This is a genomic window from Polaromonas sp., assembly GCF_029945895.1.
Classification (GTDB): Bacteria; Pseudomonadota; Gammaproteobacteria; order Burkholderiales; family Burkholderiaceae_C; genus Polaromonas.
The window spans coordinates 43,996-63,198 of sequence record NZ_JAQSDL010000080.1; the positions used below are offsets into that span (position 1 = coordinate 43,996).

Below are 19,203 nucleotides of genomic sequence, written 5' to 3' on the forward strand. Positions count from 1 at the left end.
GGCAGGCGAAGCGACAAGCGTGGGGGCCATCAACTGTCAAGCCGCCAGATCTGGTATTTCAGGCCTGCCACCGCGCCGGCGATGATGGCCGCGACAGCGACAAAACTGGTGGCGCTCAGCGTGGAGATGCCGGACAAGCCCTGCCCGACGGTGCAGCCCATGGCGGTCACCCCGCCCACGCCCATCAGCACGGCCCCGACGAGGTGGTTGGCCGTGTCTTCGGTATTGCGAAAGCCTTCCCAGTGGAAGCTGCGTGACAACAGGGAATACAGCGCCGAACCAACCACCACGCCAAAAACAGACACAACGCCCAACGTCAGCACTTTGCTCTTGTCGCTGAAAAATATCAGCCAATCGATGGTGTAGGCCATCGGAGCCACAAAACTCAGGGCCTCCATGCGGCCGGAGTTGGTCGCCAGAAACGTCTCCGCCAGCGTTTCCGGATGTTCCGCGACATAAGCCATATGACCGCTGAGCCACCACATGGCGGCAATCAGCAGGCCAATGCCAACCCCGGCGAGCAGGTTGTCAAAGCGGAGAAACTCGGGGCCGGCCAGCGCCCAGACGATCAGACCTCCGCCCAGCACTCCTGCCAGCACCAGTCCGGCCAGCACCGGAGACACGCCGAGCCAACTGCCCGCCCAGTTGGACAATGCGGCGTTGCTTGAAAAATCGACAGCCACACGGTCCACCGTGGCCACGCGCAGTACCGCCGTGATGCCCTTGAGTGTGGCAAATGCGGCTACCGCCATGACCACAAACACCACCAGTGATTTGAGGTTGCCGCTGCCAATGCGGACCAGTGTCTTGCTGCCGCAGCCAGAAGCCAGCACCATGCCAAAGCCGAACAGCAATCCGCCGACCAGGGCGGAAAGCCAGATGAAACGGTTGGAGGCATACACGGCTTTGGCAGGGTCAATCAGCCCGGCCGCGGCCAGGCCGTAGAAGCCGATCATGGCCACGCCGATGGCCATTGCCCACACGCGCATGCGTGTCCAGTCTCCCATGTTGACGATGTCGCTGACTGCGCCCATGGTGCAGAAGTGGGTGCGCTGGACAACGGCACCGAACAGGGCCGCAAGAATAAAAGTCGCCCAGAGAACCTGGGCGGTGAGTGAGTTGAGCTGGGAGATATCCATCCCCTGATTTTAGGGGCTGGTCACGAAATGCGCTGACTGGCCGTCTGCGCGGGGTCTACTTGAGCCGGGCCAGGCGTTCCTTGGCGACCGAAGCAGCTTCCGACTGCGGGTAGGCCTTGAGCAGGTCTTCCAGCGTCTTGCGCGCCGCCTTGACGTCCTTGAGCTCAACCTGGCAGTTGGCCACGGCCAGCACAGCTTCGGGCGCGCGCACATGCTCGGGGTCGGCGGCAACCAGGGCGCGGAAATTGACCAGGGCATCGCGGTAGTTGCGCAGCGCGTACTGGGCATTGCCGAGCCAGAAAAGCGCTGGCGCCTTGTAGCCGCTTTGGGGATAACGCTTGAGGAAGTTCGTGAAGGCGGCTTGGGCTGGCGCGAACTCGCCCTTGCGCAGGACCGCCAACGCAGCCTCGAACTCCTGCTTTTCTGCAGGGTCTGCCACGAACTCCCGGCCGTCAACGCTGACCTTGGACGGTTCGAACCGGCTGAGCCGGTCATTCACGCCCTGGGACAAGTCCTTTTGCATGCGCTGGACCTCTGCAAGCTCGCGGGTGAACTGCTCGTCCTGCCCGCGCATGCGAGCCAGCTCGCTGCGCAACTGGTCGATCTGGGTGGACAACTCGAGCAGGCTGCGACGCAGTTGCGCGGTTTCATCACCGGACTTGCGCAGTTCGGTCGTTGTTGTATCGAGCCGCTGGCGCAATTCAAGAATCGCCTTGCGCGCTTCATCATCCTCGAACAGTGCCGCGTGGGCGCTGAACGTCATGAAGCAGGCCAGTGCGCAAGCGACGGCTCCCAGCGACGTCCGGAGGTTCTTCAAGGTCATGGCTCCCGCTCAACGATAGTTGAATTCAGCGCGGCGATTTTTGGCGTACGAATCTTCGTCCGAGCCTGTAGCAGCAGGTTTTTCCTCACCGAAGCTCACGGCTTCAATCTGCGCATCGCTGGCGCCCAGCAGGCCCAGTGCGCGGCGCACGGCCTCGGCGCGCTTCTGACCGAGGGCCAGGTTGTACTCGCGACCGCCGCGTTCATCGGTGCTGCCTTCAATCACGAGCTTGCGTGCCTTGTTGGCGCTGAGGAAACGCGCATGGGCTTCCACCGTCGCCTGAAATTCCGGCTTGACGACAAAGCTGTCGTAGTCGAAATAGATCACGCGCGCTGCGCCGGGCGGGCCGGCGAGCGAAGGGTCGGTGGCGCCGATCAGGACAGGCGCCACATCGCGGCCAGTCACGCCGGCGGCGTCGCCGGTTCCCGGTGCGGTGGTGACCGGGGTACGGTTTTCGACAGGCACTTCATTGAGTTTGACGCCCGAACTGCAGCCGACCAGTGCGGCGGTCAGGGTGATGATGGAGGCCAGTGAGATCAGGATGCGCTTCATGAGTGTGTACTTTCCGTAAAAAACAAAAGGGTTGGTAGAAGGCGGGCGGGTTACCTCTGGAAAGGTCCCCAGTCCGGCTCACGTATGTCTCCGGCGGCGCCGGTCAGGCGGGCTTTGATCTTGCCGTCCAGGGTAGTGGTCAGCAGGGCTTCCCTGCCCTGTTGCTGGGTGGCATAGACGATCAGCCGGCTGTTCGGCGCAAAACTCGGGCTTTCGTCGGCGCTGGTGTCGGTGATCGAGATGGCGGTTCCTTTGCCGAGGTCCATCAGGTGCAGCTTGAAAGCGCCACCTATGCGTGAAATATAGGCCAGCCAGCGACCATCCGGGCTCAACGCCGGCGATATGTTGTAACTCCCGGTAAAGGTGACACGTTCGACGTTGCCCCCATTGGCACCCATGCGGTAGATCTGCGGCGAGCCGCCGCGGTCACTCACGAAATAGACATATTTCCCGTCCGGTGAAAACGCCGGCTCGGTGTCAATGCTGGCCGATTGCGTCAACCGGCGTGCCTCGCCGCCGGTTGCCGGGATGGCATACAGCTGCGAGCCGCCATCTCGGCTCAGCGTCGCGACCAGCTGGTTGCCGTTCGGCGCCCATGCCGGCGCGCTGTTGGAGCCGCGAAAGTTCGCCAGCAGGCGGCGTTTGCCCGAGGCCACATCGTGCGCATAAATCACCGGCTTGCGCGATTCAAACGAAACATAAGCCAGTTGCGCGCCGGTGGGCGACCACGCCGGAGAGATGATCGGCTCGGGGCTGGTCAGCGCCGACTGGGCGCCTTCGCCGTCGGAGTCGGCCACCCACAGGTTGTAGCGCGGGCCGACCTTGGTCACATAGGCGATGCGGGTGGAAAAAACACCTTTCTCGCCGGTCAGTTTTTCATAGACAAAATCGGCGATGCGGTGGGCCGACAGGCGCAGGTCGCCCTGCGGTATGACGTAGCTTTGCCCGCCAAGGTCCTGCCCGCGAACGACGTCCCAAAGGCGGCAGCGCACGTCAAAGCGGCCATCAGCCAGACGTGTCACGCTGCCGGTCAGCAGGGAGTCGGCGGCGCGCTGGCGCCACACGGACAGGTCGGGCCGGGAATTTTCGTCGAGGTTCTGGCCGGCGGTGTCGACCGCGCGGAACTGGCCGCTTCGCTCCAGGTCGGCCTGCACGATGGCGGCGATTTTCTGCGGCGACTGTGGATCGCCGCGAAAGCCGGCAATGGCGATCGGCAACTGGGTCAGGCCAACGCCGGACACCTCGACCCGGAACTGGGCCCAGGCTGGCTGCACGGCCAGAACGCCGAGGCTGCCGGTGAGACCTGCGATGAAGCTGCGACGGCCTGCGGAAAGACCTCGAACTGGGGAAGGGTCAGATTTTTTGGGTTGCATTTTTCTGGTTCAAACAATACAGGGTGAAGTACTTGCCGAATGCGGCTTGAGCCTGCATGGCACACACGGCGAAACCCATGCTGCCGTCGAGGATGCCGAGGCGAAAAAAATAGCTTTTGACAAAAGCGGCCACGCCCGATATTACCGCCCTCGGCATGGAGCTGGACCGCCCGCGCGCATGCGCCTGTGTGGCCCAGGCCAGGCTGTATTGCTCCAGCTTGCGCCAGTAGTGCGCAGGCGTCGGGTAGCTGTAATGCAGCAGCTTGCTGTTCAGCCGTGAGACAGCGCCGGAGTTCAGGATCACGCGTTCATGCACCAGATCGTCGCTGAAGCGGCCCTGTCCGCGCCGGAAAAGACGCAGCACCGGGTCCGGCGTCCAACCGCAGTGATGAATCCACTGGCCGCAAAACTGGGTGAGGCGCGGGATTTCAAAGGCGTCAGCGCCGCGATGGATGATCGCCTGCTGGATCTCGGCGGCCAGCTCGGGCGTCACACGTTCATCCGCGTCGATGGACAGCACCCACTCCTGGTTGGCCAGGCCCAGGGCGAGGTTTTTTTGCGGGCCAAAGCCTGGCCAGGCCGCGGTTTCGGTCACTTCGGCCCCGAAGGCTTTGGCGATGGCGCGCGTGTTGTCGGTACTGGCGTTGTCAACCACGACCCATTGGTCGGCGAACCGCACGGACTCCAGGCATGCCTGCAAATTGGCCTCTTCGTTTTTCGTGATGATGATGACGGACAGGGTCATGGGCGCTGGGTGTTGGTGTGAATTTCGCAAGCCAGCCGCCCTCTTTTAACGCCCCGCAAACAAGGGGTTGATTGTGGGCGCTGCCAGCGGAGGTGTCTGTAGGAAATGGTCGCCAATTGTTCCACGATAATGCTGGCTTGCTCACTTCACGGTCCTGATGCGGCGCCCATGCCAAAAATCGCAGTCCTTTCCCGCGCGGTCACTGCTGACCCGTCTCCTGCTTCAGGCGGGGTATCTGTGACTGGTTGTCGGCTGCAACAGGCCGTGGTTGCCCCGGCCACGGCCGGCGGCGAGGTTCCGGTTTGACAAGCGGGCCCGAGCAAACCGCCGCCACGGGCGCAGTGACACCGGCGCCCATCGGCCAGCGCCTGCGACGCATCTGGCCTTACTTCAGCCAGTCTTCCAGCGCATGGGCCGTCGCGGTGGGTGCCACTGTGGTGGCTTCCGCCACGGAGCCGCTGGTGCCCGCCCTGTTGCAGCCCCTGCTGGACAAGGGCTTTCGCAAGGGGGGCATCGATATCTGGATGGTGCCCGTATCGCTTCTGCTGCTGTTCGGCGTGCGCGGCTTTGCGGGTTTTCTCGCGCAGATTGCGCTGGCCAAGGTCACCAACATCGGCTTGCTGGAATTGCGCAAGGCCATGTTCAGGAAGCTGATGACCGCACGCCTGGACCTTTTTTCGAACCAGTCCGCCAGCACCCTGGCCAACACCGTGGTCTATGAGGTGCAAAACGGCTCGTCCATGCTGGTCAACTCGGTGATGGGTCTGACCCGGGACACCCTGACCCTGCTGGCGCTGTCGAGTTACCTGCTTTACCTGAACTGGCGGCTGACCCTGATTGTCACCCTGCTGATTCCGGCCATTGCCTGGGTCATGCGGGTGCTCTCCAGTCGCCTGTACCGCCTCACCAAGGCCAGCCAGGCCGCCACCGACTCGCTGGCCTACGTGGTCGAGGAAAACGTACTGGCGCACCGCGATGTCCGGCTGCATGCGGCGCAGGAGAGCCAAGCCACGCGTTTTGCGCAGCTCAGCGAGGCCTTGCGGCGCCTTTCCATGAAATCCGTGGTCGCCTCCGCGGCCATGACCCCGGCCACACAGATGCTGGCGGCGGCCGCTCTGTCGGCCGTCATTTCGGTCGCCCTGCTGCAAAGCTCCAGCGACACCACCTCTGTCGGCTCGTTCGTGGCTTTTGTGACCGCCATGCTGATGCTGGTGGCACCGATCAAGCACCTGTCGGAGGTCGCCAGCCCGATCACGCGCGGCCTGGCGGCGCTGGAACGCGGCCTGGACCTGATGGAAAAAACGCCCGACGAACCAGGCGGCGATTTTTCGAAACCGCGGGCAGAAGGGAAAATCAGTTTCATCAATGCGCGTGTGGCCTACAGCGACGACGGCGCGCCCGCGGTGGACGCGCTGAACCTGACCATCAGCCCGGGGGAGACCGTGGCCCTGGTCGGAGCTTCAGGGGCTGGCAAGACCACGCTGGTCAATTTGTTGCCGCGTTTTGTCGAGCCCACCTCGGGACGCATCGAGCTGGACGGCCATGAACTTCGGGAATGGCAGATCGACGCGCTTCGTGGTCAGTTCGCGCTTGTCAGCCAGCACGTGGTGATGCTCAACGACACCGTGGCCGCCAACGTGGCACTGGGCATGGCGGTGGACAAGGACAAGGTGCTGGCCTGCCTCAAGGCTGCCAACCTGGAGCGTTTTGTCGACGAGCTGCCACGCGGCATGGACACGCTGGTGGGCCACAACGCCACACAGCTGTCGGGCGGCCAGCGCCAGCGCCTGGCGATTGCCCGCGCCCTGTACAAGGACGCGCCTGTGCTGATTCTGGACGAGGCCACCTCGGCACTGGACACGGAATCCGAACGGGCGGTGCAGGAAGCGCTGCAGCGGCTCATGCGCAACCGCACGACGCTGGTCATTGCGCACCGCCTTTCCACGGTCCAGCACGCCAGCCGCATCGTCGTGATGGATGCCGGCCGCATCATCGAAAGCGGCTCGCACGCCGAACTCATTGAACGCGACGGCCCCTATTCCCGCCTTTACAGGCTCGGGCTGTACGACGCCGATCTATCGCAAAGTCCTTCCGTGCCTCAATTTTCATGACAATTTCCATCAGTGGTTTTACCTTTATCCGCAACGGCGTCGAGCTGGGCTTCCCGTTTGAAGCCTCGATCCGCTCCCTGCTGCCGCTGGTCGACGAATTCGTCGTCGCGGTGGGCCGGGGCAACGACGACACGCTGTCGCGCGTGCTGGCCATCGGCGACCCGAAAATCCGCGTGATCGAAACCCGCTGGAACGAACGCATGGCCGACCGCGGCTTTGTCTACGCGCAGCAGAAAATGATTGCCCAGTATTCCTGCACCGGCGACTGGGCCTTCTACCTCGAAGGTGACGAAGTGGTTCACGAGGAAGACCTGGCCGCCATCCGCGCCAGTGTTGAGCGGCACCACAACAATCCGGCCGTGGAAGCGCTGGTCTTTGATTACCGCCACTTTTACGGCTCCGCGCAGTGGGTCTCGGTCAGCCCCGGCTGGTACCGCCGCGAGTGCCGGCTGATCAGGAACACCATCCGCTCCTATGCGCCCGACGGCCAGTACTGGCTGGTGACCACCGAGCACAAGCGCCCGCGCAATCCGCAGGCGGCACTGGCCAACGCCCACATCTACCACTACGGCTGGATTCGCCGCAACGAGGACATGCAGAAAAAGCTGGACCAGGTCAGCAAGTACTGGGCCGACTCAACGACCATGCAGATCAAGTACAGCCAGTTCGACGCCCGCGCCCTCGAGGCTTTCAAGGGAACCCATCCTGAAGCGGTGCAGGAATGGCTGCTGACGGGCGCCGAGCAGGACCTGAAAATCGACCCGGCCTACCAGCCCACCCGCAAGGAAAACAAATACCACCTGATGCGCAGAATCGAGCTGCTCACCGGGCTGGACTTCAGCCGCAAACACTTCAAGCTGGTGGCGTAAAGGCCAGAGGCCAGAGGGCAGAGGGCAGAGGGCAGAGGCCAGAGGGCAGAGGGCCAGAAGGTCCCGTGGCCCGAATGCAGCGGGTCAGCGCTGCGCCAGGGCCAGCGTCGCGAGGTACACCGCCTCCTGCTCGCGCGCTATGGCAGGCCACTGATAGCGACTTGCAAACGCCCTCGCCTGCGCACCCAGTTGCTGCCGAAGTGCCCCGTCACCGAGTACCTGCTGAAGGGTGGCTGCCAGTTGTGCGGCATCCTGCGGATTGTCCAGCAGCAGCGCATCGGTACCATGGCTGAGCAGGCTGGAGATACCGCAGTACGCCGCGCTGCTGACCACCACCGGCAGGCCGTGCGCCATGGCCTCCAGCACCACCATGGCAAACGTGTCCTCCAGCGTCGGGTGCACCAGGCAGTCCGCCGCGCGGTATGCTGGCGCCACGTCCTGCAGTGAGCCGAGGAAAAACACACGCCCGGCCACACCTTCCGCTTGCGCCTGTCGTTCAAAGACCGGTATTTGCCCCGGGTTGCCCACCACCGCCAACACCACGTCCGCCGGCAGGTCGCGCAGCACCGTCAGAAGCGTCCCCAGGCCCTTCTTTCGGTAATCATTTCCTACCAGCAGCAGGCAGCGCGCCTCTGGCAAGCCCAGCTGCAAGCGGGCAGCGGATTTTTCTGCGGCACTGGTGCTCGCCGCGGGCAACACCACCCCCGGCGTGATGACCGTGGTGCCCGCTGCGGTCACCGGATAGGTCGCGGCCAGGGTGTCGCCCAGGCTGGCTGACGTCACCACCACACAGCGCCCGCCCCGGGCCGCGAAACGCAGGCGCTCCAACCCCAGATAGGTCAGCAGGCGCGGGCTGGTCCAGACCTTGGCCCAGGCCAGCAGGCGCCGCCAGCCGGTTCGGCCATGAAACAGGTTGTATTTCACCGGCAGCACATGCACGGTCTGCACTTGCCCCTGCCAGGTGTTTTCATGGGAATGAACCACGTCAAAGCCCCGGCGCGTGGCCCACCAGGTGGCGGTGGCGTACCAGAGCTGGTTCAGCCAGCGCGGCTTGCGCAGCGGCATGGAAACAAGGTGGTAAGTCACGCCCGGCGCGTGGTGCCTGATTTGCTGTGCAAACACATGGATCTCATGACGCTGCGCGAGCTGTTCCACCAGCGCGATGGAATAACGCTCGGCGCCGCCCCCGGCCGGGTCAAAAACACGGTTCAGTACCGCGATGCGCAGCCGGCTTGGGATCCCGGGCGGGACGGGCGAGTCGCTCACCTGCCGTCCCGGTCTTCGTAGGCCGTCGCCACCTTGAGCCAGAACACCGGCAAGCTGGTGGAGCGCACGACGGGCACGCGCGGCAATTCCATCAGGTCGTTCGCGCTGGAACTGCGGCCGCGCCGCGTCGTCGTGACGGTCTGGAACCCGGCCTGGCGGGCCATGGCCACATGCTGCGGCGCGTATTCACCAAAGGGGTAGCAAAAATGCCGTACGGGGGTGGCCAGCAGCTCTTCGAGTGCCGTCCTGTCACCGGTCATTTCAGCGCGCGCGGTGTTGTCATCGCTTCGCAGCAGACGCACGTGGTTCTGCGTGTGGGATCCGACCTCCTGGCCGCCGGCCACCCACAGGCGCAACTCGTCCGCGGTCATCAGGGGCACCTGTGCGATGCCGATGTCCCGGTCCCATTCGTTGGTTTTACCGAGCAGCCTGCTGACGGCATAACAGGTGGAGGAAAACCCCCGGCGCTGCAGCACCGGCAGCGCATGGGTCAGGTTGTTCCGGTAACCATCGTCAAAGGTGATGCCCGCCACCTTGCCGGTTTTTTCGCCGCGCAGATAGGGCAGGAGCGCACTCATCGACAACCCCTGGTAGCCCAGCAGCTTCAGCATGGCCATCTGGCGCGAAAAGGAGGAAGGCGAGACGTAGAGACTGCGAAAAGGCGAACCTTTGGACGGCGCCTCGCTGATCTGGTGGTAGACCAGAATCGGTATCGGGCGCGTGGGACTGGCGGGCGTAGCGGGCATGCAGGACGGTGGCGATGCTTCAGAGGAGGACGATATCGTACTGTTCCTGCGCCATGGCGGCTTCGGCCTGCAGCGAAATCGGCTTGCCGATGAAGTCGCTCAGTCCCGCCAGGTGCTGGCTTTCCTCGTCGAGAAACAGCTCGATCACCTTGGGCGAAGCAATCACCCGGAACTCCCGCGGATTGAACTGGCGGGCCTCACGCAGGATCTCGCGCAGGATGTCGTAACCCACGCTGCGCGCCGTCTTCACCACGCCCTTGCCCTGGCAGGCGCTGCACGGTTCGCACAGCTGGTGCGCCAAGGACTCGCGTGTGCGCTTGCGTGTCATTTCGAGCAGGCCCAGCGCCGAAAAGCCGTTCACGCTGGTCTTGATGCGGTCGCGGGCGAGCTGCTTCAGGAACTCCGCCAGCACAGCGTCGCGATGGTTGTCACGCAGCATGTCGATGAAATCGACGATCACAATACCGCCCAGGTTGCGCAGCCTCAGTTGCCGTGCGATGGCCTGCGAAGCTTCCAGGTTGGTCTTGAAGATCGTGTCGTCAAAATTGCGTGCACCCACAAAACCGCCGGTGTTGACGTCCACCGTGGTCAGCGCCTCGGTCTGGTCAATGATCAGGTAGCCGCCCGATTTCAGGTCCACCCGCCGGCCCAGCGCCTTGGCAATTTCCTCGTCGATGTTGAAGAGGTCAAAAATCGGGCGCTCGCCGCTGTGCAGTTGCAGCCGCTGCAGGGTCGCCGGCATGAACTCCGTGGCAAACAGCCTGAGTTTGTCGAACTGCTCGCGTGAGTCGATGCGTATGCTCTGGGTGTTTTCCAGCACCATGTCGCGCAGCACGCGCTGGAGCAGGTTCAGATCCTGGTGCAGCACCGAGGTCGGCGGCAGGCGCAGGGCGGCGTCCTTGATGCGGGCCCAGGTCTTGCGCAGGTAGGCGATGTCCTCGCCGAGTTCCGCATCGGTGGCGTCCTCGCCATTGGTGCGAAGGATGAAACCGCCGCCCATGTCGCCAGTCAGGGTCTGCAGTCGCTGGCGCAATTCCTCGCGTTGTGCGGCAGGGATTTTCTGCGACACGCCGATGTGGTTGTCCTGCGGCAGAAACACCAGCAGGCGGCCGGCAATGCTCACCTGCGCGGTCAGCCTCGCGCCCTTGGTGCCAATCGGGTCCTTGAGCACCTGCACCATCAGCGCCTGGCCGACAAACAGCTGCTTTTCAATCGGCTGCGGTGCTGCCGCGGGAGTCGCCGCGCTGTCGGCGTCGGCGTGCCGGCTGTTGATGCTGCTCATCAAATCCGCCACATGCAAAAACGCGGCACGTTCCAGGCCAATGTCGATGAAAGCCGACTGCATGCCCGGCAGCACCCGGACGACCTTGCCAAGGTAGACATTGCCAACCAGGCCGCGTTCCAGCGTGCGCTCGACATGCAACTCCTGCACGGCTCCGTACTCGACCACGGCCACACGGGTTTCCTGGGGCGACCAGTTGATCAGGATGTCTTGTTGCATGGTGTCTTCTTGTGGGGCGCTTATCTATATTTTCAGGCCTGCGGCCTGCAGCAGCAGCGCGGTTTCATGCAGCGGCAGGCCCATGATGCCGGAATAACTGCCGCTCATGTGCGAGATGAACATCGCCACCCTGCCCTGGATGGCGTAGGCGCCGGCCTTGCCCAGCGGCTCACCCGTGGCGACGTAGGCGCGAATCTGGGCCCGGCTCATGGGCGCAAAGGTCACCCGCGACACGCTCAGCGCCTGCAGCCGTTTGCGGCCGTGCTGCACCGACACGGCCGTCAGCACGCGGTGCGTGTGTCCGGCCAGCTCGGCCAGCATGTGTTCGGCATGGGTGGCATCGTCAGGTTTGCCATAGATGCGGCGGCCCATGGCCACCGTGGTGTCCGAGCACAAAATCGGGGCCGGCGACAAACCGCGTTGTTTCAGACGCGCCACGGCAGCGTCAAGCTTGAGCTGCGTGACGCGCTGGACATAGGCGGTCGGTGCCTCGCCAGCCAGCACCACCTCAAGCGCCTCGCTGTCTTCGCCGGCGTCAGGCAGCAGCAGCTGGCAGGCCACGCCCAGCTGCTCCAGTAACTGTCGACGGCGCGGGCTTTGGGACGCAAGGTAAATGAAGTTGGTCATGTCGGGGGTCCCAAGGCAGACCACTTCCCCGCATCAGTCCAGCAGGGGCCGCGGGACCGGCTTTGCCGGCCCGCAGGCGCAGCGGCCCCCCCGGGGGGCAGGGAGCTACACGCAGTGAGAGACCGTGGGGGCAACATCATTCCCTGTGATAGGGGTGATTGACCGTGATGCTCCAGGCGCGGTAGAGCTGCTCGATCAGCAGCACACGCACCATGGCATGCGGCAGCGTCAGGTCCGACAGGCGCAGGCGCTCGTGGGCGGCCTGTTTGAAGGCGGGGTCCAGCCCGTCCGGGCCACCAATGACGATGGCCACGTCGTCGCCTTCGCGCTGCCAGCTCTTTAGCTTCTCGGCCAGCGCAACCGTGGTCATGGCGGTGCCGCGTTCATCCAGCGCGACGATGCGGGTTCCCTTGGCAATCACGCCTTCGATGCGCTGGCGCTCAGCCGCCAGCAGGGTGTCCAGGGTTTTGGAAGCGCGCGGCTCGGTCTTGACAGCCTTGATTTCAACCCGCAGCTCGGGCGGAAAACGCTTGGCGTAGTCGTCGTAGGCGGTTTGCGCCCAATCGGGCACTTTCTGCCCGACGGCGACAATCGTCAGCCTCATTGGCTCAGGGTCGTGGTTTTCTTCGCAGCGGGTTTTTTGGCAGCCGTCTTTGCTGCAGCTTTGGCGACGGTTTTCCTGGCCGCGACTTTCTTGGCGACCGGAATCTTCACGATGGGTGTTTTCGCCGGCGCTTTTTTCACCGCCGCTTTGACAGGCGATTTGGCAGCCGCCTTGACGGGTTTGGCAGCGGGCTCGGCAGCCGGTGCAGCGGCATTGCGCTTGGCGGTCCAGTCGGTCATCTTGCCGACCCGGCCCACATAAGTGCCGTCATCGGTCCGGGCGACAACTTTTCTGGCGGCAGGTTTGGCCGCAGCCTTGCCTGGCTTGGCAGCCGATTTCGCACCAGCGCGCGATCGGGCCGGCTTGGGCGCTTCCTCGACTTCGGGTTTGGACGCCTTGACCAGCGGTGCGGGCGCGCCCAGCTTGAGCTTGACCGGTTTGTCGCCCCACAACTCTTCGAGGTGGTAGTACTGGCGAATCGTCGGCTGCATGATGTGCGCGACAGCGGCGCCGCAATCCACAATGATCCACTCGCCGTTTTCCTCACCCTCGATGCGCGGCTTGGCAAAACCGGCGTCGCGCACCGCATCGCGGACGCTGGCGGCGAGCGCCTTGGTCTGCCGGTTGGAACTGCCCGAGGCGATGATCACGCGCTCGAACAACGAGGTGATGTGCTCCGTGTCAAACACCTGGATGTCAGCCGCCTTCACATCTTCCAGCCCATCAATGATGGCTCGCTGCAGTTTCTGGACGTCTTTTTTCGCAGCAGTGCTGGCGGTGTTGGCAGGGGTGGAAGTCATGCAGTGGTTTGCTTCAAAGAGTGAGTTGACGGGAAATTACTGAAAATTACGGAGAAGTGTAGAGATGATGGCGCTCAATATAACGCGCAACCGGCTCCGGAACCAAGGGGGTCCAGCCCGGTGGGCTGGCGCTGCCTGAACTGATTTGCCGCCGGATGTCGGTGGCACTGATGGGCATCAGCGGCAATTGCAGGGTCAAAACCGCGTGCCAAGCCTGATTTTCAGGGTCAAAACCGGCACCGGTGCTTGTCGAACCTGCGCGGTTTGCTATACAAATTATAGCTATTTCCAGAATCGCCTGCCAGCGGTGCCAGGTCTTCAGGGCGGCGAACTGGTCGTTGCCAATGACCAGGTAGAGCTGGGCGCCGGGGTTTTCGGCCTGCAGGGCCTCCAGCGTGTCAATGGTGAAGCTGGGGCCGGAACGCCGGATTTCCCGGTCATCGACCACCACCCGGTCCAGACCGGCAAATGCGAGCCGGGTCATGGCCAGCCGGTGATCGGGCGCGCTGAGTGTCCGGGTCTTGTGCCAGGCCTGCCCGGTGGGAATGATGTGCAGGGCATCGAGCGCGAGCTGCGCCAGCGCTGCCTGGGCCAGGGCCACATGAGCCCGATGCGGCGGGTCAAACGCGCCGCCAAAAATGCCGATACGTTTTGCGCCCGTTGACGGCACAGCACTCAAAGCCAGTCCCGCCTGACCAGAAACTCGGTGGACAGCCGCGCCTCGGCCGAGCCGGCCTCGACGGGGCGCTGGTAGGACCAGGCGGCCAGCGGCGGCATCGACATGAGGATGGACTCGGTGCGCCCGCCCGATTGCAGGCCAAAGTGGGTGCCGCGGTCCCAGACCAGGTTGAACTCGACATAACGGCCGCGTCGATACAGCTGGAAATCACGCTCGCGCTCGCCGTAAGCCATGTCCTTGCGGCGCTCAACGATGGGCAGGTAAGCCGCCAGGAAGGCATCGCCGACCGAACGCATCATCGCCAGGCTGCCCTCGAAGCCCAGTTCCTGGAAGTCGTCGAAAAACACGCCGCCTATGCCGCGCTGTTCCTCGCGGTGCTTCAGGTAGAAATATTCGTCGCACCAGGTCTTGAAGCGCGGGTACTTGTCGTCGCCGAACGGTCCCAGGGCGTCCTTGCAGGTCTGGTGAAAATGCACGGCATCCTCGTCAAACCCGTAATACGGCGTCAGATCCATGCCACCGCCGAACCAGTAGGCCGTCGGGCCGGACGCTGGCGTTGCCGCAATCATGCGCACATTCATGTGCACGGTCGGCACGTAAGGGTTGCGCGGGTGAAACACCAGCGACACGCCCATGGCCTCGAAGGGCGCGCCGGACAGCTCGGGCCGGTGCTGCGTGGCCGAAGGCGGCAGCCTGGGCCCGCGCACATGCGAGAACCCGCAGCCGGCGCGCTCAAACACCCTGCCCTGCTCCAGGATGCGGGTGATGCCGTTGCCCTGCAGCGTTTCGCCGGGCTCCTTGTGCCAGTGGTCGGCCACAAAGGGCTGGCCGTCGAGCGCGGCGATGGTGCTGATGATGCGCTCCTGCAACTCCAGCAAGTAGCTGCGGACATGGGAAGAATCGGTCATGGTTGTCATTTCACGATGGTATCGGCCTGCGGCAGGCCCGAATTGATCAAACGCACGGGGGCTGCGGCGCCGGCCCGCAAGCCGCGGAAGTCCTGCAGGGACTTGGCCATGCGTTGCAGGTCGCGGTCTTCATCACCGGTCAGCCGCAGAAAATCGCGAAAGACCAGGCGCTTGCGCGAATAGTCGAGCCCGGCCAGGCCCACCGGCACATCGGCTTCCAGTGCCAGCCGGTAAAAACCGCTGCGCCAGCCCGCGGTGAGCCGGCGGGTGCCTTCCGGTGAAAGGGCCAGCCAGAAGTACTGCCCGTCGGCCTTTTTCTGTTTCATCATGGCCGTCATCTGCCCGACCACGCCCTGGGGTGCCGAGCGCCTGACGGGCACGCCGCCCAGCCAGCGCAGCCAGGAGCCAAACAGTGGAATGCGAAACAGCGTGTCCTTGCCCCAGAACTGAACCGGAAGGCCGACCGCCCACTTCAGCAGCACCGCAACCGGGAAATCCCAGTTCGAGGTGTGCGGGTACACCACAATCACGCCCTGCAGCGTCGGCAGGCCTGCAAAATCAATGCGCCAGCCGAGGGCACGCACCAGCGACCGGGCCAGCCCGCTCCCCTGGAACTGCACGGGGTGCGGCGGCTGGAAATCCATGCCCATCAGGACTTGATGGCCCGAAATCCGATGTCCCTGCGGTACTGGGCGCCGTCGAAGTGAATCGCCTGCGTCGCCTCATAGGCCAGGTGCTGGGCTTCACGCACGGAGCTGGCCAGCGCCGTGACGCACAACACACGGCCGCCGGAGGTCACCACGCCGGCCTTGATGCCACCTGCGGCCGTGGCTGTTCCGGCGTGGAACACCACCACGTCTTCAGGCGCCCCGGACGGATGCACCACGGGCAGGCCGGTGATCAGGTCGCCCTTGCGGGGCTGTAGCGGGTAGCCGTGCGCGGCCGTGACCACGCCCAGCGCCACGCGGCGGTCCCATTCCAGCTCCACCTCGTCGAGCTTGCCCGAGGTGGCCGCCATCATGACATCGAACAGGTCGGACTTGAGCCGCATCATGATGGGCTGGGTTTCCGGGTCGCCCATGCGGCAGTTGAACTCCAGCGTCCTGACCTTGCCGTCGGGGGAAATCATCAGGCCGGCGTACAGGAAGCCGGTAAACGGTATGCCGTCTTTTTCCATGCCCTTGATGGTGGGCAGGATGATCTCGCGCATGGCGCGGGCGTGCACGTCGGGTGTGACCACCGGCGCCGGTGAATAGGCACCCATGCCACCAGTGTTCGGCCCCTGGTCGTCGTCCAGCAGGCGCTTGTGGTCCTGGCTGGTGGCCATGGCGGCGACATTTTTGCCGTCGCACATCACGATGAAACTGGCTTCCTCGCCCTGCAAAAATTCCTCGATCACGACACGCGCGCCGCCGGCGTTGTGCGTGACGCCCAGCGGGTTGAAGCTGGGGTCGGGCGCGAGCATGAACTCGATGGCCTCATGCGCTTCGTGCAGGTTCATGGCCACGACCACGCCCTTGCCGGCGGCCAGGCCATCGGCCTTGACCACAATGGGCGCACCTTTTTCATCCACATAGGCGTGCGCCGCCGTGGCGTCGGTGAAGGTGTCGTACTCGGCCGTCGGGATGCCGTGGCGCTTCATGAAGGCCTTGGAAAAGGCCTTGGAGCTTTCCAGCTGCGCGGCGGCTTGGGTCGGGCCGAACACCCGCAGGCCGTGGGCACGGAACTCGTCGACGATGCCGGCCGCCAACGGCTGCTCCGGGCCGACCACCGTCAATGCTATCTTTTCTGTAGCTGCCCACGACCGCAGCGCCTGCACATCCGTGATCTTGATGTTCTCAAGGCGAGGGTCCAGCGCGGTGCCCCCGTTGCCGGGCGCGACATACACCGCCTGCACCTTGGGGGACTGCGCCAGCTTCCAGGCCAGCGCATGTTCACGGCCACCGCCGCCGACTACCAGGACTTTCATGCGGAAACTTTCATGGTTGGGGGGTTATTCTGAAATGGCGGCGTTGTGGAAGACGTCCTGCGTGTCGTCCAGGTCTTCCAGCACGTCCAGCAACCTCTGCATCTTCTGGCCCTCGGCCCCGGTGAGCTCGATGGTGTTGTCGGCGCGCATGGTCACTTCGGCCACTTCCGGCACCAGGCCGGCCGCTTCGAGCGCGTTCTTGACGGCTTCAAACGCCGTGTAAGGCGTCAGCACCTCAATGGCCCCGTCTTCGTCGGTGATCACGTCGTCGGCGCCGGACTCCAGCGCTACTTCCATGATCCTGTCTTCGTCGCTGCCCGGGGCGAAAATCAGCTGCCCGCAATGCTTGAACTGGAAGGCCACCGAGCCCTCGGTGCCCATGTTGCCGCCATGCTTGGAAAACGCGTGACGCACCTCGGCCACGGTGCGCACCTTGTTGTCGGTCATGCAATCCACGATGATGGCCGCGCCGCCAATGCCGTAACCCTCATAACGGACTTCTTCGTAATGCACGCCTTCCAGGCTGCCGGTCGCCTTGGCAATGCCGTACTTGACGTTTTCGTTGGGCATGTTGGCCGCCTTGGCCTTTTCCACGGCCAGCCGCAGGCGTGGGTTGGTGCTCAAATCGCCGCCGCCCATTCGCGCCGCCACCATGATTTCGCGCATGACACGCGTCCAGACACGTTGGCGCTTCTCGTCCTGGCGACCCTTGCGGTGCTGAATATTCGCCCATTTACTGTGACCAGCCACGGAAATCCTTTGGAATTGATTTAATCTACAAACCGTATTTTACTTTTAGGGAGCTTTGCACAGCCCCGCGCAAGTTCGTACAGCCCGGATCGGGATGAGCTGCAAGGCGCGTTTTGCAGCCAATAGCATGACTATTGGCAAGAAAGGCAACGCCGCAGATCGCCCGAGCCCGGGCTGTCACGAACCGCGAGGGGTTGTGCAGAGCTTCCACCTACCCAGAGGACAACCCATGGCCGAGCCCTTTCTGATTGCCCGGAACGCTTCCACCCAATGTGAGCTGCTGCCGGCGCTGGCCAACCGCCACGGCCTGATCACCGGCGCGACCGGCACCGGCAAGACGGTGACGCTGCAGGCGCTGGCCGAAAACTTCTCGAAAATCGGCGTGCCGGTGTTCATGGCCGACGTCAAGGGCGACCTGGCCGGCATCAGCCAGGCCGGCAACATGGGTGAAAAAATGGCGGCTGTGCTCAAGGAGCGCGGCATTGACAAACCGACGCCCCTGGCCTGCCCCACCGCGCTGTGGGATGTGTTCGGCGAACAGGGCCACCCGGTGCGCGCCACCGTGTCCGACATGGGGCCGCTGCTGCTGGGCCGCATGCTGGGCCTGAATGAGACGCAGGCCGGTGTGATCAACCTGGTTTTCAAGATCGCTGACGACAGCGGCATGCTGCTGCTGGACCTGAAAGACCTGCGCGCCATGCTGCAGCATGTGGGCGACAACGCCAGCACCTTCACCACCGAATACGGCAACATCAGCGCCGCCAGCGTGGGGGCCATCCAGCGCGGCCTGATGCAGATCGAGACCCAGGGCGGCGACAAGTTCTTCGGCGAGCCCATGCTCAACATCAGCGACTTCATGCAGACGGTGGACGGCAAGGGGGTGGTCAACATCCTGGCCGCCGACAAACTGATGAACTCGCCGCGCCTGTACGCGACCTTTCTGCTCTGGATGCTGTCCGAGCTGTTCGAGTTGCTGCCTGAAATCGGCGACCCCGACAAACCCAAGCTGGTGTTTTTCTTTGACGAGGCGCACCTGCTGTTCGACGAAGCGCCCAAGGCGCTGATCGAACGCATCGAGCTGGTGGTGCGGCTGGTGCGCTCCAAGGGCGTGGGCGTCTATTTCGTGACCCAGAACCCGCTGGACATTCCCGATTCGGTGCTGGCGCAGCTCGGCAACCGCGTGCAGCACGCGCTGCGCGCCTACACCCCGCGCGACCAGAAAGCCGTCAAGGCCACGGCGCAGACCATGCGGCAAAAGCCTGGCCTGGACATTGAAACCGCCATCACCGAGCTGGCGGTGGGCGAGGCCCTGGTGAGTTTTCTCGACAGCAAGGGCCGCCCCAGCGTGACCGAACGCGCCTACGTGCTGCCGCCGGGCAGTCAGATTGGCCCGATCACGCCGCAGCAGCGCCAGACCCTGATGCAGAGCTCGCTGGTGGCTGGTGTGTATGAAAAAGCCGTGGACCGTGAATCAGCGTATGAAATGCTCAAGGCCCGCGTCGCGGCGACACAGGCCGAAACCGCCAAGGTGGCGGAAGCTTCCGGTGGTTTCATGGGCGGACTCAGCGATGTGCTGTTCGGCTCCAAAGGTCCGCGCGGCGGCGCGCGCGACGGGCTGGTGCAGCAGGTGCTCAAGTCCGAAGCCCGCAACCTGGCGCGCCAGGTGCTGCGCGGCGCGCTGGGCGGCATCCTGGGCGGCAAGAAACGCTAAACCTTTACCTTCAACCATCTGACCACAGAA

The 19,203-nt window shown here is 64.0% G+C and carries 19 protein-coding genes; 3 read left to right on the forward strand and 16 right to left on the reverse strand.

Features of this window, described 5'->3' with window-relative positions:
- Nucleotides 1–29: 29 nt before the first annotated feature.
- The 5 genes from PSV33_RS09725 to PSV33_RS09745 all read right to left on the reverse strand — a co-directional run bounded on the left by PSV33_RS09725 (nucleotide 30) and on the right by PSV33_RS09745 (nucleotide 4,632).
- Complete coding sequence (locus tag PSV33_RS09725; RefSeq protein WP_300561031.1) at nucleotides 30–1,139, reverse strand: YeeE/YedE family protein; 1,110 nt, start codon at nucleotides 1,137–1,139, stop codon at nucleotides 30–32.
- Nucleotides 1,140–1,194: 55 nt separating this feature from the next.
- Nucleotides 1,195–1,902 (reverse strand): tol-pal system protein YbgF, encoded by a 708-nt coding sequence (gene ybgF / locus PSV33_RS09730; protein WP_300561312.1) that lies wholly within the window; start codon nucleotides 1,900–1,902, stop codon nucleotides 1,195–1,197.
- 69 nt (nucleotides 1,903–1,971) lie between these two features.
- Nucleotides 1,972–2,514 (reverse strand): peptidoglycan-associated lipoprotein Pal, encoded by a 543-nt coding sequence (gene pal / locus PSV33_RS09735; RefSeq protein ID WP_300561032.1) that lies wholly within the window; start codon nucleotides 2,512–2,514, stop codon nucleotides 1,972–1,974.
- A gap of 50 nt (nucleotides 2,515–2,564) precedes the next feature.
- Nucleotides 2,565–3,788 carry a Tol-Pal system beta propeller repeat protein TolB gene (gene tolB / locus PSV33_RS09740; protein WP_300561315.1) on the reverse strand — a complete coding sequence of 408 codons (1,224 nt, stop codon included), beginning with the start codon at nucleotides 3,786–3,788 and terminating at the stop codon, nucleotides 2,565–2,567.
- A 79-nt stretch (nucleotides 3,789–3,867) separates the two neighbouring features.
- On the reverse strand, nucleotides 3,868–4,632 hold the full coding sequence (locus PSV33_RS09745) for a glycosyltransferase family 2 protein (RefSeq protein WP_300561033.1): 765 nt from the start codon (nucleotides 4,630–4,632) through the stop codon (nucleotides 3,868–3,870).
- A 356-nt stretch (nucleotides 4,633–4,988) separates the two neighbouring features.
- Between PSV33_RS09745 and msbA the strand changes: the two genes are divergently transcribed.
- Both msbA and PSV33_RS09755 read left to right on the forward strand, forming a co-directional pair.
- Nucleotides 4,989–6,743 carry a lipid A export permease/ATP-binding protein MsbA gene (gene msbA / locus PSV33_RS09750; protein WP_300561318.1) on the forward strand — a complete coding sequence of 585 codons (1,755 nt, stop codon included), beginning with the start codon at nucleotides 4,989–4,991 and terminating at the stop codon, nucleotides 6,741–6,743.
- Nucleotides 6,740–7,612 (forward strand): glycosyltransferase, encoded by an 873-nt coding sequence (locus PSV33_RS09755; RefSeq protein WP_300561034.1) that lies wholly within the window; start codon nucleotides 6,740–6,742, stop codon nucleotides 7,610–7,612. Before msbA ends, PSV33_RS09755 begins: the two co-directional genes overlap by 4 nt.
- Nucleotides 7,613–7,696: 84 nt before the next feature.
- Here the strand turns inward: PSV33_RS09755 and PSV33_RS09760 are convergent, their stop codons facing one another.
- From PSV33_RS09760 to PSV33_RS09810, 11 genes are all read right to left on the reverse strand, one after another.
- On the reverse strand, nucleotides 7,697–8,878 hold the full coding sequence (locus tag PSV33_RS09760; RefSeq protein ID WP_300561035.1) for a glycosyltransferase family 4 protein: 1,182 nt from the start codon (nucleotides 8,876–8,878) through the stop codon (nucleotides 7,697–7,699).
- The gene (locus tag PSV33_RS09765) at nucleotides 8,875–9,624 is read right to left on the reverse strand and encodes a polysaccharide deacetylase family protein (RefSeq protein WP_300561036.1); all 750 of its coding nucleotides are present in this window, start codon (nucleotides 9,622–9,624) and stop codon (nucleotides 8,875–8,877) included. The genes PSV33_RS09760 and PSV33_RS09765 overlap by 4 nt, the downstream gene beginning before the upstream one ends.
- A gap of 19 nt (nucleotides 9,625–9,643) precedes the next feature.
- Entirely contained in the window at nucleotides 9,644–11,125 is a 1,482-nt protein-coding gene (gene rng / locus PSV33_RS09770) for a ribonuclease G (protein ID WP_300561037.1), read from the reverse strand.
- Nucleotides 11,126–11,149: 24 nt separating this feature from the next.
- Nucleotides 11,150–11,752, reverse strand: a complete 603-nt coding sequence (locus PSV33_RS09775; protein ID WP_300561039.1) for a nucleoside triphosphate pyrophosphatase — start codon at nucleotides 11,750–11,752, stop codon at nucleotides 11,150–11,152.
- Nucleotides 11,753–11,888: 136 nt separating this feature from the next.
- Nucleotides 11,889–12,356 (reverse strand): 23S rRNA (pseudouridine(1915)-N(3))-methyltransferase RlmH, encoded by a 468-nt coding sequence (gene rlmH / locus PSV33_RS09780; RefSeq protein WP_300561042.1) that lies wholly within the window; start codon nucleotides 12,354–12,356, stop codon nucleotides 11,889–11,891.
- Nucleotides 12,353–13,156 (reverse strand): ribosome silencing factor, encoded by an 804-nt coding sequence (rsfS, locus tag PSV33_RS09785; protein ID WP_300561047.1) that lies wholly within the window; start codon nucleotides 13,154–13,156, stop codon nucleotides 12,353–12,355. Before rsfS ends, rlmH begins: the two co-directional genes overlap by 4 nt.
- Before the next feature lie 46 nt (nucleotides 13,157–13,202).
- Nucleotides 13,203–13,826, reverse strand: a complete 624-nt coding sequence (gene nadD, locus PSV33_RS09790) for a nicotinate (nicotinamide) nucleotide adenylyltransferase (protein WP_300561321.1) — start codon at nucleotides 13,824–13,826, stop codon at nucleotides 13,203–13,205.
- A 5-nt stretch (nucleotides 13,827–13,831) separates the two neighbouring features.
- Nucleotides 13,832–14,743, reverse strand: a complete 912-nt coding sequence (gene hemF, locus PSV33_RS09795) for an oxygen-dependent coproporphyrinogen oxidase (protein WP_300561050.1) — start codon at nucleotides 14,741–14,743, stop codon at nucleotides 13,832–13,834.
- A 5-nt stretch (nucleotides 14,744–14,748) separates the two neighbouring features.
- Nucleotides 14,749–15,393 carry a 1-acyl-sn-glycerol-3-phosphate acyltransferase gene (locus PSV33_RS09800; protein WP_300561053.1) on the reverse strand — a complete coding sequence of 215 codons (645 nt, stop codon included), beginning with the start codon at nucleotides 15,391–15,393 and terminating at the stop codon, nucleotides 14,749–14,751.
- Nucleotides 15,393–16,712, reverse strand: a complete 1,320-nt coding sequence (purD, locus tag PSV33_RS09805; RefSeq protein ID WP_300561056.1) for a phosphoribosylamine--glycine ligase — start codon at nucleotides 16,710–16,712, stop codon at nucleotides 15,393–15,395. The genes PSV33_RS09800 and purD overlap by 1 nt, the downstream gene beginning before the upstream one ends.
- Nucleotides 16,713–16,736: 24 nt before the next feature.
- Nucleotides 16,737–17,462, reverse strand: a complete 726-nt coding sequence (locus tag PSV33_RS09810; RefSeq protein ID WP_300561059.1) for a YebC/PmpR family DNA-binding transcriptional regulator — start codon at nucleotides 17,460–17,462, stop codon at nucleotides 16,737–16,739.
- Nucleotides 17,463–17,691: 229 nt separating this feature from the next.
- Here PSV33_RS09810 and PSV33_RS09815 point away from each other — a divergent pair, with 229 nt between their 5' ends.
- Nucleotides 17,692–19,173: a helicase HerA-like C-terminal domain-containing protein gene (locus tag PSV33_RS09815; protein ID WP_300561062.1), complete on the forward strand. Its 1,482-nt coding sequence runs from the start codon at nucleotides 17,692–17,694 to the stop codon at nucleotides 19,171–19,173.
- The last annotated feature ends 30 nt before the right edge of the window (nucleotides 19,174–19,203 follow it).